The sequence below is a fragment of the Alteribacter salitolerans genome (assembly GCF_016901055.1).
Classification (GTDB): Bacteria; Bacillota; Bacilli; order Bacillales; family Salisediminibacteriaceae; genus Alteribacter; species Alteribacter keqinensis.
In genome coordinates this window covers 138,626-154,348 of sequence record NZ_JAFEUX010000002.1, presented here as the reverse complement: position 1 = coordinate 154,348, position 15,723 = coordinate 138,626, and the positions used below count along the sequence as shown (strand labels likewise).

Here is a 15,723-nt window from a genome sequence, read left to right as displayed (position 1 = left end):
TCTTTGAAACTCTCTTTTACTTTATAAACCGCGCTTCATGTGGTGATGGGGCTGATGGGTCTGGATGAGGGGATCTGCTTTCATCCGCTCTTCCGGATCCCGCTTGTGAGGCTTGCCGATATCCTTTTCCACTTCAACGGTTACGACAAAATCACCCTGTTCAAAGTAGCGGGTGTAGTGCTTCGCTTCTTCGTCTTCTTTGGAGATAATCGTAATATCGTTTTCGCTGTATCCTTTATCATTAATGAGCTCGTTAAACACATCGTCTTTTTGGTCCATGGAATTCATCACTGCTACAACAGGTCGTGCCATATTCGTGCACCTCCAGGTTTGGGTAGATAGTTAGGAAATACCCTGTTGGAGGTTTTTTAAACAAATAAGGCGGCAGTTGACAAGGCAGCACCTCTTCATGCCAAGGTGATTTTACGTTTAGGTGTGGCTATTTTACAGTTAGATGCGGCTATTTTACGTTTAGCAGCGGCTATTCTACACTTTACCGGAATTATACTGCGTTTAGCACCTCCTATTCTCCACTTAGCGTCAACAAAATAAAAAAACAGCCCTCATCAGAGAGCTGTTCAAAAAGATTTAGAAGCTATTTTTCACAACGACACGGTCCAGTTCAAAGCGGGCTGACTGGTGGGCGGGCTTAGCAGCTTTACCAACAGTAAGAAGCATAACTGGTACGTAGCGCTCCGGTACGTTAAACTGCTCGACGAACTTCCCGCGCTGGAAGCCGCCCATTGGGCACGTGTCGTAGCCTTTTGCTTTCGCTGCGAGCATCAGATTCATGGACGCAAGAGACGCATTCAGAACTGCCTCGTCACGTGGAAACGGCGTATCCCCTTCGTATGCATTGTTGATCTGGCCCACAAGGGTATCCTTCACCTGTTCAGGCATGAACCCGTTCTCCACGGCTCCCTGATAGACCTCTTCTGCGTTTTCGTTTGCCTTAAGATCACCAAGAATCGCAATCACCGCTGAGGAGTCCACAACCTGCTGCTGATTGTAGGCAATCGGAAGGAGCTCTTCTTTTTTCTTCTCATCGTCAATCACGAGAAACTTCCAGTGCTGCAGGTTCCAGGATGATGGAGCCTTTGTTGCTGCTTCCAATATTTCGTTAATCTCTTCCTCAGAGATTTTCACTTCAGGATCGTAGTTTCGTACAGAGTGACGCTCATTTATGGTTTGAAAAAGACCCAGATCTTGCTGATGTGCTGTCATAGACATATCTAGTCATCTCCTTTTTCTGTGTGGTCGTTCATTTTTTCAGTATAACAAGACCACTGCCAGAGCTCAAAGAGGACGACTTTACCAATTTTCCACAACGGGTGTTATACTAATAGAGTGAACATTCAGAATTAAAGGAGTGGTAGTATGCAAAAAGTAAGAGTCAAGCTTGCCGGTCAGCGTGACGCACTCGTTGCTTCTTTTGACCAGGTTCAGGCCAGCCTCAAGTACGAAGGAGTTCAGCGAAATATTGAGGAACTTCAATACGATACAATCGTTTCAGGAACTGTATACGGCACACTTTTAAACTTCAAAGGGGCTTTGGCGAAAATGGGCGACGCCGTTTATCAGGACCCTTATAAAAAGCCGCCCCAAGCTCCAATCTTATACATAAAGCCGAAAAACACCCTCACAAGCCACAACCAGCCGATTCCTCTCCCTCAGGGTATCGACCAGCTTCAGGCAGGGCCTACTCTCGGCGTTGTAATCGGCCGCACGGCTTCCAGGGTGAAAAAAGGAGAAGCCCTCCATTTTGTAACCGGTTACACCGTAGCAAATGATGTTACTGTTCCTCACGAAAGCGTGTTTCGTCCGGCTGTTAAACATCGGGCAAGAGACGGATTCTGTCCGATCGGCCCGTGGATTGTAGAGCAGGGAAGCCTCGATTCTCCGGACAACCTGACAATCCGGACGTGGGTAAACGGAAAGCTTGTTCTTGAAAATACAACAGAAAATCTCATCCGCTCAATTGCTGAGCTCATTGAAGACGCAACCGCGTTTATGACGTTAAATCCCGGGGACACCCTACTTGTTGGGGTACCCGAAGATGCTCCGTTAATCAAAGCAAATGACCAGGTCCGGATTCACATCGACGGTGTCGGATTTTTGGAAAACACCGTTAAGCACGAGAACGAATTGACCGTGAAAGGAGGAAGATAACCATGAGACGCGCCCGGGTTGTTTATCAAGGAGCCATACACGACGTCACCCCCCTGGACGGGAAGCTTCGCCTCGCCAACGGCAGGCTCATAAATGAGGAAGCCGTTCAGTGGCTGCCGCCCTTTGAACCGCAGACCGCGTTCGCTTTAGGGTTGAATTACGCTGATCACGCAAGCGAACTGGCCTTTAATGCCCCGACGGAACCCCTTGTCTTTTTAAAAGGACCAAACACATTCGTCGGCCATAACGGGGCAACTGAACGTCCTGATGACGTTACATTTATGCATTACGAATGCGAACTGGCCGTTGTAATTGGGAAAGTGGCCCGTAACGTGAAAAAAGAGGGAGCGTACGAATACATTGCCGGCTACACGATCGCCAACGACTATGCGTTTCGTGATTATCTTGAAAACTATTACCGGCCAAACCTCAGAGTTAAAAACCGGGATTACTGTACACCGATCGGCCCTTGGTTTGTAGACGCCGAAGACATTCCCGACCCGATGAACCTGAAACTCCGTACGTTTGTAAATGGAGAAGTTACTCAGGAAGGCACCACAGCGAATATGATTTTCGGCATACCCGAACTCATCGAATATTTAAGCAGCTTCATGACGCTGAGTGTGGGCGACGTGATCCTCACAGGCACACCGAAAGGAACAGTTAATGTAGCCGTGGGTGATGAAGTTGTGACTGAGATTGAAGGCCTCGGCAGTCTAAAAAATACCATTACACGAGAGCTGAAAAGTGAGTAAAATCATGATTATACGGCTTTTATAAAAGAATCCCTTCTCCTCGCAGAAGAAGCAGGAAAACGGGGTGACCTGCCGATCGACGCAGTCATTGTAGATGATGGAAAGCAGAACCTGCCATAAAAGGTATACACCTGCACCACCGTAAAGAAAGGAGATCCGATGCCTCATATAACCGTAGAATACACCGATAATCTGAAAGAGGAGACAGACATTCACCACCTCCTCGGAAAAATCAATCAGGTGTTCGTTGACCACCAGGATATCTTCCCAGTCGGAGGGATCCGCTCCCGTGCACTCCCTCTCTCTGATTACGTCGTTGCTGACGGCACCCATAAAAATGATGCCTTTGTACACGTAACGGTAAAAATCGGCGCCGGCCGATCAGAAAAGGACAAGACCGGCACGAGTGAAGCTGTGTTTGAAGTGGTAACCGACCATTTTGCAGACGTTTACGAACGCCGCTACCTCGCTTTGAGTCTTGAGCTCGTGGAATTCAGCGAGGCCGGCACGATGAAGAAAAATAACATACATGGACGATACAGAAAATAAGCAGCGGAGCACCCGCTGCTTATTTTTACTGCCCTGCACTTTTTAAGGCCTCTGCCTCCACCGTGTCCATGAAATCATCGACTACTTTTTTGTTGTTTTTTTCGCCACCCAGCTTTAACAACGTTCTGCCGGCAAAGTTGACCCCTTTGTTCCTGCCCTCGTAAATAAATACCGTTTGTGACTCCCCGGCTTTAATGAGAGTAAACGAAAACGTAATATCAAACATTTTAGCCAGAACGAAGCCGAGCTTCAGGTATTTTCCCTCTGCTGTTTCTTCATATCCGAGAACATGGACAGTGTACGTTTCCACCCGTTTGCCTTCCTCGTATTTCTGCCTGTACTTCGATCCGACAACGCCGTCTTCTTTATGGATAAGGGTGTGTTCCTTCACCTTTGGCATTATGTTTTGAATCTGCTCATCTGAGAACAGCGTCCAGACCGTCTCGATATCAGTCAGCCGCTCTTCTTTCCATTTAATCATGTTTATTCTCCCTTTCCCCCGTAAAGCTGTCGTTTTTCGGCAAGGATATTTTTTCCCTCTTCTTTCTCAACACATTGTGCGTAGTTGAGCGGAATACGCGAGACCCCGGTAGAAGTGCGGGACAGGCGGGACCCTGTAAAGGCAAAGCGAGGCCACTGAAAAAGTCCATTTTCTTTAAAACAGGCTCAGTTAAGTTAGGTGTTTATTTTCACTTCAATCAATTCGTATAAATCAAAAAGCTGTTTTCAAATAAATTGTTGCTTTTCAACATAAAGAATGGAGCCAATGGCGGCGACTCCAGCGACAAGCGTTTACATCAAGAATAAACGTCGAGTTGCTTCGACGCAGACACTTCGAAGCAATACGCTAGTAGAGGAAGAAGCAGGAAAACCGCGGCTAAAGTTACCATTGTAAGATCAACAATTTATACGAAAACAGCGATCAAAAATGACCTTTTATAAAGCCTTTCAATACAATCAGAAAAATTATGGAGTAGAAGATGTCAAAAAGTACGTTAAAAGAAGGAATAAAACAAGAATGACGACAATACTGGTTGAAACGATTGCCACGCTGGATGAGGTAAACTGCTGGGCGTTGATTGCCTTTCTGTTCCGTAAATAAAGATAGAGAGCCGTGCTGATGATCAGAAGTCCGGCTGTAAAGGAAGCCACGCTGATCGTAATTGCCATCGTATAGGAATAGTGTTCATGCATCAGTGTCGTAAAATGAAGACTGGTAGCCAGAAAGCCGATGCCTTTTAGAGCAAGAGCAGTCCTGACCCAGGCAAGAAACGTCCGTTCGTTTGCCAGATGCTGCTGAATGTATTGTGATTCCAATGTTTTGGAGTCCGGATTTTTTTCTATATCTGTTCACTCCCTGAAAATCCATTTATACCCCTATGGGTATATAACCATTATAGCACGATGCTTCCTTTTGATCATCCCGTTTCTATACTTTTCTCTGTTCGCTTTCAATTTAGCCGTTAAAATAAGCAACGGAGCTGTATTGCCCCCGTTGCTTTGAGATGTTTTTTATTCTGCTGAACCTTCCTCTTCTTCGGCTACATACCGGTCGGCGTAGGCAATGACGTCCTCCACGTACCAATCAGCCCGGTTATAGGCATAAACCGCCCTTTCGTACTCCCCGTCCGCAGCACCGCTGGCGGCTAAATAGTTTGCTGCTGAGTAAATGGCATCTTCAATATCAAAAGGATCGGCAACACCGTTTCCCGTTGCATCAACACCATAACCCCCGTAGGTTTCAATCTGTTCAGGGTCTGTCTTCACGTCCTCAGGGATATCCCCTTCCCCAAGACCTCCACATGTGGGATGGGACCAGCCCGTCCACGTACAGGGCATGAACTGCATATGACCTTCAGCGCCAACCGGCGATAAAAGGGGATCCATTGTGGAAAAGATTGTCTCCATACGGTGGATGGCTGCAAGAAGGTTCCACGGCACCCCGTACTCCTCTTCAGCAGCTTTATAAATCGGCAGATACTCCTGGGGAACCTCATCTCCCCCTCCTTCAGGCAGATGTTGATCCCAGTCTATGCTGCCCGCGATACCGATCACGAGAAAAACAATCAGCAGCACGGCACTGAACACCTTCAGGCTGTGCGGGACAGGAAAGCCGCCGCCTTTCTTACGTTTCTTTGGTTGTTTTCTGTATGGCTTACGCTGACTCATCCATTCCACACCTCCCGTCTCTTCCGTCTTCGTTTCATTTTACACGATAACCGCAGTCATCTTCACGTAACTTATCTTACATGCAAAAAAAGACCCGGCACCTTTTTAAGTAACGGATTCACTGTGGGTATTTACTTCCGGCGCCTAATCGTCTTTTTTCCTCCCAAGCGTTAAGGCTCCAATAATAAGGGGAATCTGCAGGGGAAGGCGCAGCCACAGAATCCACGGGCTGGTAGGTTTCCCAGGGGTAAAGGAGATTTTCTTTTTTGCCATGTACACATTGGCCGGGAATACAGCGACCATAAACAGGGCCAGCAATTTGCCCGTAATCTCCTGCCCTTTTTTTACCCAGAGAAGAATGGCGAACACGATCTCCAGTGCACCTGAAATGAGGACGATGGCCTTCCTGAAAGGAAGCTGTTTGGGAACGATTTTACGAAACCCGCGTTCATGTACAAAATGTAAAACTCCTGCTGTGAAGAGAAGCACGGAATACAGTGCTCTCAAAACCTTTTTCATACATCTGCCACCTTTCTTATTTCTCTCTAAACGTTCCCTTTCCCGGCGGAAACAAACCCATAAATAAACCCGGCACCTTTTTACAGATGCCGGGTTTGATCCTTTACAATTATGCCAGGTCGTAATACTTTCCTGAGAAGTACGCGAGAGGCTTTCCTTCGTCATCAACGCGGATATCCCGTACCCGCCCGATGTAAAGAGTGTGATCTCCTTCCAGGTGCGTATTGTGCACATCACACGTGATCGTGGCAATCGCCCCGTGAAGGACAGGCATGTTGTCAAACACATCAAACTCAACGCTTTTGTCATCTTTTTTCTGGCCGGCAAAATACATACTCAGATCAGCCTGGTTGTCGGCAAGCATGCTTATGGCAAACGAACCAGCGTTATCCAGATAGCCCTTCATCATCGCTTTGTTGGCAACGGAAATGACAATCAGCTTCGGGTCAAGACTAACACTCATGAACGCATTCGCTGTCATCCCGTGAACGTTTTCTCCAACCTCTGTCGTCACAACCGTCACACCGGTTGCAAATTTCCCCATTGCCCGCTTAAATAACTGGTCGTCCATTGGTCGGACTCCTCCTTTTTTAAATCACAAATGTCGGTTTTCGCTGTTTAAGAGTCGGCTCACCTGTCTCCATCAGCTTCTCTGGAGCCAGCACATTCTGCACCGCACTCGCTTCATTAAACCAGCTGTCCGGTGCCGCATGACCCCAGAACGTCTGGCGGCGGGGGTCGTTAATATCCCAGCGGACCGGTTTGAAATCCGGGTCGCTCGTCAGGTAATCCCCGTTGTAGAGCTCAATTCTGTGACCGTCAGGATCCCGCAAATAAAGGAAAAACGCATTGGACAACCCGTGGCGCCCCGGCCCGCGCTCAATGTTTTCCGTATACCCCATCGCTGCCAGAACATCGCACGCATGAATCAGACTCATCTGATCACTCAGCCAGTAGCCGATATGATGCAGACGGGGACCATTCCCGTTCATAAATGCCACATCATGAACGCTTGGCTTTCTGTGTAGCCACGCTGCCCAGATTTTCTCAGCCTCAGCAGCAGTATATTCCGAGCAGGCAAATCCCAGCTCTTTCGTATAAAATTCATACGCTTTTTCCACGTCACGGACCATACAGTTAAAATGATCAATCCGCTGCACACGCGCACCCTTATACAGATCATAGCGCTGAAGCATGCGCTCCACCGTCTCCATCTCCGCATAAAACTCAAGAGGCAGCCCGCTCACATCCTGCACACGGAGAGTACGCCCCACTGCGTGCTGAGTTCCACGTTCCATCCACCGGGTTTCAAGTCCTTTTTGTGAAAAAAGGCGGTCGAGTCGCTCCAGATCCATATCGTCGTAAACTTTGTAGCCGATCACTTCGACTGACGGCTCCTCTGCTTTTTTCAGAAGCAGCGAATGGTGGTTGTGTTCTTCAAGGCCACGAAGGTAAACGTGCCGGTCGTCAGATTCCGTTTCAATAAAGCCAAGGGCATCCACGTAAAACGCTTTGGAACGCTCAAGATCTTTTACATTCAAAACCGCCCGTCCTGTCCGGATAATATTAAAGTCCATTGTCAGCGCCTCCTTCTACACCTTTGATACGTTCGGTTTTTTAGCCACAGACTGGTTAAGAAAGTCCTGAACGTACTGTTTGTATGTGTCTTTTTCGTATTGATCGAAATACGTCATTCCCATGCGGACCGGATCACCGAAGAAGTAATACTCGTAATGCATCTGGCGGCTTCCGAACGCACTCATGGTCATGTCCCATGCTAGACGGAACAGCTGAACCCGCTCAAACCCTTCAAGGTTTTTCCCCTGAAGTCCGCGGTTCAGGATCGGTCCGATTTCCTCGTGGGCAAAGTCTGCCTCCGTCGGTGTTCCCATCAGACCTGACGCTCCAAGCACACGGAGGATTTCAACAAGTCGCGGATACACTCTCGGATACCAGTTTCGGGCAGCGTTAAGAGCGTCAAAATCAGGCGTCATCGTACCGGATTTATCAAGCTTCGCATTATGCTCCGCCCGGTACAGGTGAGATTTCATCGTCTCCAGCGTAAGCATGATCTCGGTTCCTTTGTCCTGGACGTGCTGGAACTGATCGATGCCGATCGCATCCATCATGCTGAGAGCCGTACCGAGAATAAATTCAGTCTTCACGATGTTTTTCGCCACAACCTGATGGGCCATATGAACAACGGCGTTCGTCTCTCTGAACGTCCGGTTGCATATGGACGAGTTGCCGCAGACAAATACCCGCTCCCACGGTACAAACACGTTTTCGAAGGATACGATGGCATCCCCTTCTTCAAAACGGGACGACAGCGGGTGATCCCACTCGCTTTTCCCATAGTCAAAGGACTCACGGCTCAAGTACTTCAGCCCCGGCGTATTGTTCGGAATCGCAAAGGCGAGGGAATACGGATCATCCAGTTCCCCTGCTTTTTTAACCGTTGAAGGAAAAACGAGAATCTCGTCTGTGATGCCGCCCTGGGTGGCTAAAAGCCGGATCCCGTCCACGATAATCCCGTCGTCTTTTTTCTCCACAAGGTGAAGAGCCACATTTGCATCCTTCTGCTGGTGCTGGGCTTTCGCCCGGTTCACCTGGGGATGGATGAGAGTGTGGGTAAGGCTGATGTCGTTTTCTCTTGCAAACTCGTAATACTTCCGGGCGTTGTCGGCAAACATTGGGTCAGCTTCTGTGAACAGTTCATTGTTCATGCCCATGGCCATCACTTCTGCGTTCAGGTAATCAGGGGAGCGTCCCAGCATTCCTCCGGACGTCCGCGCCCACTCCTGAATCGCTTCGCGGCGCTTGATCAGATCGTCAACCGATGTGGGCTGAAGGAACGTCATACCCACTTTCTCTCCGGATGTTGGAGAGGTATAAAGCATTTTTTCCGGTTTTTCGAATTGAAGGTCGTACAGTTTCGCCATTGATTTCACGACGTTTTTAAGTCCCGGATGCTCGGTTACATCTTCGACTCTTTCTCCGTGGAGATAAATATTGTTGCTCGCTTTTTTCAAGCGGCTGATATACTGGTCACCTGTTTTCGCCGGCATGTTGTTTCCCCCTTTTATATGGATGAGGTGGTGAAAGTGAAAAATAACTGGGCTGAACCGAAAAATAATCGGGTTAAAGTGAAAACTCATTCATCAAAAGCGATAAATTATTCACCCTCAGCGCAGGTCTGCCTAAGTCCGCTTCTCTTTTCCAAACTGCGGAATCGGGTGATCGCTCAGTGCTACGTGCACAACCTGGATCTCCGTGTAAAATTCAAAGGCATAGTAGCCGCCTTCCCGGCCGATGCCGCTGTGCTTGGAGCCGCCAAACGGCGTACGCAGATCTCTTACGTTCTGCGAGTTCACCCACATCATTCCCGCATCCACTGCCTGGGCAACACGGTGTCCCCGCTTCATGTCGTTTGTCCACACGTACCCGGCCAGGCCGTATCGTACATCGTTGGCCATTTCCACCACTTCTTGTTCATCTTTAAACGTCATCACTGACATCACCGGACCGAATATCTCTTCCTGAGCCACGGTCATTTTGTTGTTTACGTCTAACAGCAGCGTCGGCGGCACAAAGTTCCCATCCGCATACGTTTCATCAACATAGCCGCTGATAACCCGGGCCCCTTCTTCTTCTGCAATGCCGAGATATCGTTTCACATTTTCATAGTGGTCGGTATGAATAAGCGGGCCGACCTGGGTTTTGTCATCAAGGGGATCGCCGACACGGATGTTTTTCACCCTGTCAATGAGCTGTTCCACAAATGTGTCGTAAAGGTTTTCGTGGATAAACAACCGTGAATTTGCCGTACATCGTTCGCCGTTGAAGGAGAAAATACCCCACGTACACGCATCGATCGCCCGGTCAACATCGCAGTCGTCAAACACAATAATCGGGGATTTGCCGCCAAGCTCCATGGAGAAGCGCTTTAACGGATCGGCTCCGTTTTTCATAATTTCAGAACCGGTTTTCGTTTCACCTGTAAACGAGATAAGCGGCGCATCAGGGTGTGCCACAAGGGCTGCTCCCGCTGTTTCCCCAAACCCGTGAACAACGTTGAATACGCCCTTTGGAAGATCCGCTTTGTCGATAATCTCCGCCAGTCGGTTTGCTGTGAGCGGGGACCATTCGGCCGGCTTTAGAACTACAGTGTTGCCTGTTGCGAGTGCCGGGGCTATTTTCCACGTTTCCAGCATGAATGGCGCGTTCCACGGCGTGATCAGCCCCGCTACCCCAACGGGCTTATGGACGGTATAGTTTAAAAATTCATCGTCTACCTGATAAGCATCGCCTGTGAGGCGGCTTGAAACCATCTCGGCATAAAAGCGGAAATTCTGTGCAGCCCGTGCCACCATCTTTTTCGTCTGGTGAATCGGAAGACCTGTATCAAGTGATTCCAGAGGCGCAATTTCGTCGATATGCTCGTCAATGAGGTCCGCGATGCGGTTCACATACACGAGTCGGTCCTTCAGTTTCAGCCGTCCCCATTCCCCTTTAAAGGCTGCTTTTGCGGCAGTTACGGCCCGGTCAATGTCATCTGAGGTGCCGGACGCTACCTGGTTGATGGGACGGTTGGTGAAAGGGTTCTTATTTTCAAAGGTTTCATTTGAACTCGCAGGTACAAATTCCCCGTTTATATAGAGCTTGATATCAGCAAGCTGACTGTCATGAGTGAGCTGCGTCGCAGTAATCGTTTCCGTTTGCTTGGTCATAAGTGAGAACCTCCTGTATGTTTGGTCATTTCCATCAAAGGGCGGAGCAACTGCCCCTTTGTATCCGCTTACACTTTATTTGGAAACAACCTGATCAGCCACGTTGGTATAGGTTTTCAATACTTCCCGGATTTCGCTCTGGAGCGCTTCTGTCGGAAGGTCCATCGGCATCCGGAGAACCGGCTCAATTTTACCCATCATGCCAAGGGCTGCTTTAAGGGGTGCAGGGTTCGTGTCTTTAAAGAGCACATCGTTTAGGGGCATCAGTTCAAAGTGAAGGTCCTGGGCGCGCTTCACATCGCCTTCTTCCCACGCATTGTAAATTTCCGCTACTTTTTCCGGCATCACATTGGCTGTGGCGCTTATGTGACCGGCGCCTCCTATGGCAAGCATAGGGTAACAGAGAAGCTCAATTCCCGAGTAAAGGTTGAAATCCCTGCCGCAGTTTAACAGCACACGGTTGATATGCTCAAAGTCTTTATTGGATTCTTTCACCCCAATAATGTTCGGGCAGTCTTCGCTCAGGCGGGCCAGCGTCTTCACATCAAGATTTGTGGCCGTTCGTCCCGGGATGTTGTAGACGATCAGAGGAATGTCCACACTGTCCGCCACTGTCTTGAAGTGCTTGTAAAGGGCATGCTGGGAAGGTTTATTGTAATAAGGAACGATCACAAGTGCTGCATCCGCCCCCATCTCCTGGGCTTTTTTCGTCAAGTCGACGGTTTCGTCATGATTTGTCGATCCGGTTCCCGGTACGAACGGAACCCGGCCGTTCACGGCTTTAGCCGCCGTTTCCATTACGGTAATTCGCTCTGCCGCTGTGAGTGAACTCGGCTCCCCCGTCGTTCCCGTTACACTGATCGCATGGCTTCCACTCTCCACATGCCAGTCAATCAGTTCCTTGAGTTTATCCAGATCCATGGAATAATCCTGCTTAAATGGCGTCACTATCGGGGCAATGGAACCTCTTAATTTTCGTTTCGCTTCATCATATCTCATCAACGCTCTCTCCTTTTTATTGAAAAATAGACATACTTATCCGAATATTCCTACAAATAGACCGTACCATGTGCTACGCTATATGAGAAATATTGATTTCATATGGAATGAATACGAAAAACATATAGCACTTGGAGGTCCCCATAATGGATATTAAACAGCTGAAATACTTCTGCACCATCGCTGAAGAAAAGCAGATTACAAAAGCGGCAAGACGGCTTCATATGGCCCAGCCTCCCCTTTCCCAGCAGCTTAAGTCCCTTGAGACGGAGCTCGGTGTCATGTTGTTTGAACGGAACGGACGGACAATGGAGCTTACCCAGGCAGGGACACTGTTGTTGAAAAAAGCCGAGCGGATCCTTCAGGAGATGGACGAAATCCGCCATGAAGTAAAAGAAAGCGACAAGGGTCTTCGGGGCAAACTCGCCATCGGCACCGTCAAATCATGTTTCTCTTATTTGCCTGAACGAATCAGAGATTTCAGAGCCTCCTATCCTGCCGTGAGCTTTTTGCTCAGGGACGGGGATTCCTATCAGATTGGGGAACTGGTGAAAAACAGAGATGTGGAGCTTGGGATTGTGAGACTTCCTCTTGAAATGAGAGAGTTTGATCACATCCAGCTTCCGGACGAGGAGTATGTAGGCGTGTTTCATCGTGATCTGGCCCCACCAGATATGAATGAGACGTTGCAAATGGCTTCCTTTGAAGGGGTTCCGCTTCTTCTTTTGCACCGCGTCAGTGGCGCCGGGCAGTATGAAATGATTCTGGAAGAGTGCCGCAAACATAATTTCGAGCCGACAGTACTTTGTGAATGCCCTGATGTAACGATGCTTTTATCTTTGGTATCCAAAGGCGTTGGGGCTACTATTGTGCCTCGGTCGACTCTCCTTTCCTTCCAGTCACCGGAGCTTGCTGTTTTTGACATTGAGGATGCAGAAGTGAGGGCAAAAAGCGCGTTGATCTGGCTCAAACAGCGGCATCTGTCCAAGCAGGCGAGGCGGTTTACGGAGGAGTTTAAAGACATGTAAAAATCCCCGGTGGCAGGGGCGGGGAGCGTGTGTTACCGCAAAACACCTAAAAAGGAGTGGAATCTCCCATGCCTCCAATAAACTTTTCATCATGGTATTATCCAGAAGTCTGTACATAGTGACGAGTACGCCGGTGAGCAGCCAATTCAAATGACAGGCTGTGTCGAAATCCGGGTTATTTTCCGGGAAATGATCGAAAGAACGAAAAAGAGGCTGGGACAAAAGTGTTTTAGTTAACGAAATCCGAACGAATAACATGCGGAGCCTGTAAACCGCTCCTGAAATATACTTCGCTTTCCTCGGGAAGCGGGTTACCCTCCTCACTTCGTTGCGGGGTATCACCTTTGCTTTTCAGAAGGTACTGAAAAAGTTCGATTTTTAACTTTTCCAGTGCCTTCTAAGCAATGAGCGTAAAGGTTGCCATTTTTTAAAGCCTGGTATGAGTGGGTTTCTCATATCAGGCGCGCAACCGCTGAAGCCATTGCCACTCAAATAAAAGCCACTGAAAAAGTTGTTTTGTACTTTTTCAGTGGCTTCCTTTTAATCCAGAGGGAGTTTGCGTATATTTCATCCGCTACTTTCGTGAATTGTTCGGATTATCAGCTAAACACTTTCTTTATGTCCCGGCCTCATATCACCATTACTTCTGAACTTCATCTTTCCACTCGAGCATACCGCCGCTCATATTGATGACGTCATACCCTTCTTTTTTCAGGAAGGATCCGGCCCGGCCGCTTCTGGCTCCTGAACGGCACACCATAATGTGTTCTTTATCCTTATTAAGTTCATCGAGCCTGTCCGGTACCTGTCCGAGAGGAATGTGGCGCGCGCCGGGAATCATTCCCTCTGCCACCTCTTCATCTTCCCGCACATCGATAATGCTTACATCCTTGTTGTTCTTCGCAGCTTGTGCTACTTCTTCCGCTGTCATTTCTCTCATCTTATTTTCTCCTCTAATTAATTGGCATAATGCCTTTTTAATGGACATCTATGTCACCTCTTATTTGCTAGTATGACCACGTACAATTTGATTATATCACAAAAACCCAAATACCCATAGGGGTATAAAAGGGTGAGTAATAACTGCTTCTCTCGTTAACCTTTTCCATTCTCCGCTTGTCTGAACTGATAGTTCCCATTATGAATGATCCGTTCTTCCTTTACAGGCGCTCCCTCAAGCGTCACCTTAAAAGGACGCTCGCCCCGTTCACGGAGCACCCGGGCTGCGGGACCCTCCCCATTCGGGGAAGCAAAGTACAGATCCCCTCCCTCGAGGTGAAGCTTCTGAACGCGTGCATTGAGATCTTCATCTTCATATATGTCACCTTTAGGCAGTCCGAATAACAAAGCCCACCTGGCGACCGTCTCATCCAGGTTTTCCACAGCGATCGTCACATGAGACAAGGACGCTACGCCACTATCATTGGGGGAAATAACGTGATGCATCTTCAGTTCTTCACGCCGTTCATCATCGGTCTGATGCCAGTCGATAAAAAACGGAAGAGGTATTTTTGAGTTTTCGTCTTCAATAAACAGAAGAGACCACTCGAGGACACTCCCGTCCGGCCGCTTGCGGCTGAGAGGAACAGGACCTGTAACCTTCAGTCCTTTTTCCGTGAATGTGACTGCCAGTGTGTCCAGCCCCCGGGTACGAAGAGCAATCCGTGAGAATCCTTCTGTGAACTGATCGTGTGCAATGGTGGCAAACGGGCTCGAATCCCTCTTCTCTTTAATAACCTTCTCGAACAGCGCCCGGTCTTCAATACTCAAAAACTCGATGTAGCTCAAATCAAAATGACAAAGCGTGTTGTATGTGCCCTGATTTTCGTGTCTTCCTCCGGTTACGGCATGAAGTCCCAGTTCCTGGAACGCTTCCTTCGTTTTATTCGCATCCTCCACGTAATGAATAATATGATCAAAGTGAAACACCATGATCGCCCTCCTTCAAGTGACATTCTTCTTTTCTTTACCCTGTTTCTCATTTCATGTACCATCCGAAGCTCTGTCATTCCCTCAAAACCTGTAACACAACTGTAACAATCACTCCTGTCTCATTGGGTATAAAAACATAGACGGCACAGAATTCCCTTAATTTTCAGAGTTATCCAAACAATGACCCCGTTCTTCTCTACTCACTTGTACTCACTGGAATCTTTAGCCAGTCACGCTCCTTTATGCCGTTTGATTAAAATCAGTCCTGTTACTATGCTTATCTATGTGCTTTAAAAAACGCTTTCAAAAGGAGAGGGTTCTTATCAGGTCCATTAAAGGCGGTTTATTTTTATGAGCACAAATTCGACCGTACGCGATGTCACGTTTTCAAAGCCGACCGTGAATGACGGGGCTGCCATGTGGAAGTTAGTGAACAGCACCTCCCTTGATCAAAACTCATCCTACAAGTATCTGATGATGTGTGAGTTTTTCGGGGAGACGTGTGTAGCAGCAAAAGAACAGGACCGTTTGGTTGGCTTCATCACCGCTTTTATTCCTCCCAAACAAGAAGACACGATCTTTATCTGGCAGGTTGGCGTCGACCCTTCCCAAAGGGGAAAAGGAGTCGCCTCAAAAATGATGAACGAGCTCCTTTCGAGAGAAGCTTGCAGAAATGTCCGCTTCCTTGAAGCAACCGTGACCCCTTCAAACGGAGCTTCCGAAGCTCTTTTCAGAGGACTGGCGCGGGATTTTTCAACCTCGTGTGTCGTATCAACCTGCTTTCCTGCCGAACTTTTTCCAGAAGATGATCACGAATCTGAACTTACATTCAGAGTTGGACCAATGACTGAAAAACGCAATGGAGGGATTTAG

Annotated in this window: 18 protein-coding genes; 5 read left to right on the top strand and 13 right to left on the bottom strand. The window is 48.3% G+C overall.

Annotation, left to right across the window (positions count from 1 at the left end):
- Positions 1 to 21 precede the first annotated feature (21 nt).
- Both JSY36_RS03905 and JSY36_RS03900 read right to left on the bottom strand, forming a co-directional pair.
- Positions 22 to 312 carry a hypothetical protein gene (locus JSY36_RS03905; protein ID WP_205165331.1) on the bottom strand — a complete coding sequence of 97 codons (291 nt, stop codon included), beginning with the start codon at positions 310 to 312 and terminating at the stop codon, positions 22 to 24.
- A gap of 276 nt (positions 313 to 588) precedes the next feature.
- Entirely contained in the window at positions 589 to 1,230 is a 642-nt protein-coding gene (locus JSY36_RS03900) for a nitroreductase family protein (protein ID WP_122900403.1), read from the bottom strand.
- A gap of 147 nt (positions 1,231 to 1,377) precedes the next feature.
- On the opposite strand from JSY36_RS03900, the gene JSY36_RS03895 reads away from it, so the two are divergent.
- The 3 genes from JSY36_RS03895 to JSY36_RS03885 all read left to right on the top strand — a co-directional run bounded on the left by JSY36_RS03895 (position 1,378) and on the right by JSY36_RS03885 (position 3,473).
- Positions 1,378 to 2,169: a fumarylacetoacetate hydrolase family protein gene (locus tag JSY36_RS03895; protein ID WP_205165330.1), complete on the top strand. Its 792-nt coding sequence runs from the start codon at positions 1,378 to 1,380 to the stop codon at positions 2,167 to 2,169.
- Between the two features lie 2 nt (positions 2,170 to 2,171).
- Positions 2,172 to 2,924, top strand: a complete 753-nt coding sequence (locus tag JSY36_RS03890; protein ID WP_205165329.1) for a fumarylacetoacetate hydrolase family protein — start codon at positions 2,172 to 2,174, stop codon at positions 2,922 to 2,924.
- A 159-nt stretch (positions 2,925 to 3,083) separates the two neighbouring features.
- The gene (locus JSY36_RS03885) at positions 3,084 to 3,473 is read left to right on the top strand and encodes a 5-carboxymethyl-2-hydroxymuconate Delta-isomerase (protein WP_205165328.1); all 390 of its coding nucleotides are present in this window, start codon (positions 3,084 to 3,086) and stop codon (positions 3,471 to 3,473) included.
- 25 nt (positions 3,474 to 3,498) lie between these two features.
- Here the strand turns inward: JSY36_RS03885 and JSY36_RS03880 are convergent, their stop codons facing one another.
- From JSY36_RS03880 to hpaI, 9 genes are all read right to left on the bottom strand, one after another.
- Positions 3,499 to 3,954 carry an SRPBCC family protein gene (locus tag JSY36_RS03880; RefSeq protein WP_205165327.1) on the bottom strand — a complete coding sequence of 152 codons (456 nt, stop codon included), beginning with the start codon at positions 3,952 to 3,954 and terminating at the stop codon, positions 3,499 to 3,501.
- A 485-nt stretch (positions 3,955 to 4,439) separates the two neighbouring features.
- Positions 4,440 to 4,790, bottom strand: a complete 351-nt coding sequence (locus JSY36_RS03875) for a YidH family protein (RefSeq protein WP_236784541.1) — start codon at positions 4,788 to 4,790, stop codon at positions 4,440 to 4,442.
- A 195-nt stretch (positions 4,791 to 4,985) separates the two neighbouring features.
- Positions 4,986 to 5,642 carry a lytic transglycosylase domain-containing protein gene (locus JSY36_RS03870; RefSeq protein WP_205165326.1) on the bottom strand — a complete coding sequence of 219 codons (657 nt, stop codon included), beginning with the start codon at positions 5,640 to 5,642 and terminating at the stop codon, positions 4,986 to 4,988.
- 144 nt (positions 5,643 to 5,786) lie between these two features.
- The gene (locus JSY36_RS03865) at positions 5,787 to 6,161 is read right to left on the bottom strand and encodes a DoxX family protein (protein ID WP_205165325.1); all 375 of its coding nucleotides are present in this window, start codon (positions 6,159 to 6,161) and stop codon (positions 5,787 to 5,789) included.
- 109 nt (positions 6,162 to 6,270) lie between these two features.
- Positions 6,271 to 6,732, bottom strand: coding sequence for a flavin reductase family protein (locus tag JSY36_RS03860; protein WP_205165324.1), 462 nt, complete (start codon positions 6,730 to 6,732; stop codon positions 6,271 to 6,273).
- Positions 6,733 to 6,751: 19 nt separating this feature from the next.
- A complete protein-coding gene (gene hpaD / locus JSY36_RS03855) occupies positions 6,752 to 7,738 on the bottom strand; it encodes a 3,4-dihydroxyphenylacetate 2,3-dioxygenase (protein ID WP_205165323.1) in 987 nt (328 codons plus the stop codon).
- Positions 7,739 to 7,753: 15 nt separating this feature from the next.
- Positions 7,754 to 9,229, bottom strand: a complete 1,476-nt coding sequence (gene hpaB, locus JSY36_RS03850) for a 4-hydroxyphenylacetate 3-monooxygenase, oxygenase component (protein WP_205165322.1) — start codon at positions 9,227 to 9,229, stop codon at positions 7,754 to 7,756.
- A gap of 132 nt (positions 9,230 to 9,361) precedes the next feature.
- Positions 9,362 to 10,891 carry a 5-carboxymethyl-2-hydroxymuconate semialdehyde dehydrogenase gene (gene hpaE / locus JSY36_RS03845; protein WP_205165321.1) on the bottom strand — a complete coding sequence of 510 codons (1,530 nt, stop codon included), beginning with the start codon at positions 10,889 to 10,891 and terminating at the stop codon, positions 9,362 to 9,364.
- Positions 10,892 to 10,966: 75 nt separating this feature from the next.
- The gene (gene hpaI / locus JSY36_RS03840) at positions 10,967 to 11,890 is read right to left on the bottom strand and encodes a 2,4-dihydroxyhept-2-ene-1,7-dioic acid aldolase (protein ID WP_122900378.1); all 924 of its coding nucleotides are present in this window, start codon (positions 11,888 to 11,890) and stop codon (positions 10,967 to 10,969) included.
- A gap of 143 nt (positions 11,891 to 12,033) precedes the next feature.
- Here hpaI and JSY36_RS03835 point away from each other — a divergent pair, with 143 nt between their 5' ends.
- The gene (locus JSY36_RS03835) at positions 12,034 to 12,918 is read left to right on the top strand and encodes a LysR substrate-binding domain-containing protein (RefSeq protein WP_205165716.1); all 885 of its coding nucleotides are present in this window, start codon (positions 12,034 to 12,036) and stop codon (positions 12,916 to 12,918) included.
- Between the two features lie 640 nt (positions 12,919 to 13,558).
- Here JSY36_RS03835 and JSY36_RS03830 read toward each other — a convergent pair.
- Both JSY36_RS03830 and JSY36_RS03825 read right to left on the bottom strand, forming a co-directional pair.
- On the bottom strand, positions 13,559 to 13,858 hold the full coding sequence (locus JSY36_RS03830; protein WP_205165320.1) for a rhodanese-like domain-containing protein: 300 nt from the start codon (positions 13,856 to 13,858) through the stop codon (positions 13,559 to 13,561).
- 155 nt (positions 13,859 to 14,013) lie between these two features.
- A complete protein-coding gene (locus JSY36_RS03825; protein WP_205165319.1) occupies positions 14,014 to 14,850 on the bottom strand; it encodes a VOC family protein in 837 nt (278 codons plus the stop codon).
- Positions 14,851 to 15,201: 351 nt separating this feature from the next.
- Here JSY36_RS03825 and ectA point away from each other — a divergent pair, with 351 nt between their 5' ends.
- Positions 15,202 to 15,723 (top strand): diaminobutyrate acetyltransferase, encoded by a 522-nt coding sequence (gene ectA, locus JSY36_RS03820; RefSeq protein ID WP_205165318.1) that lies wholly within the window; start codon positions 15,202 to 15,204, stop codon positions 15,721 to 15,723.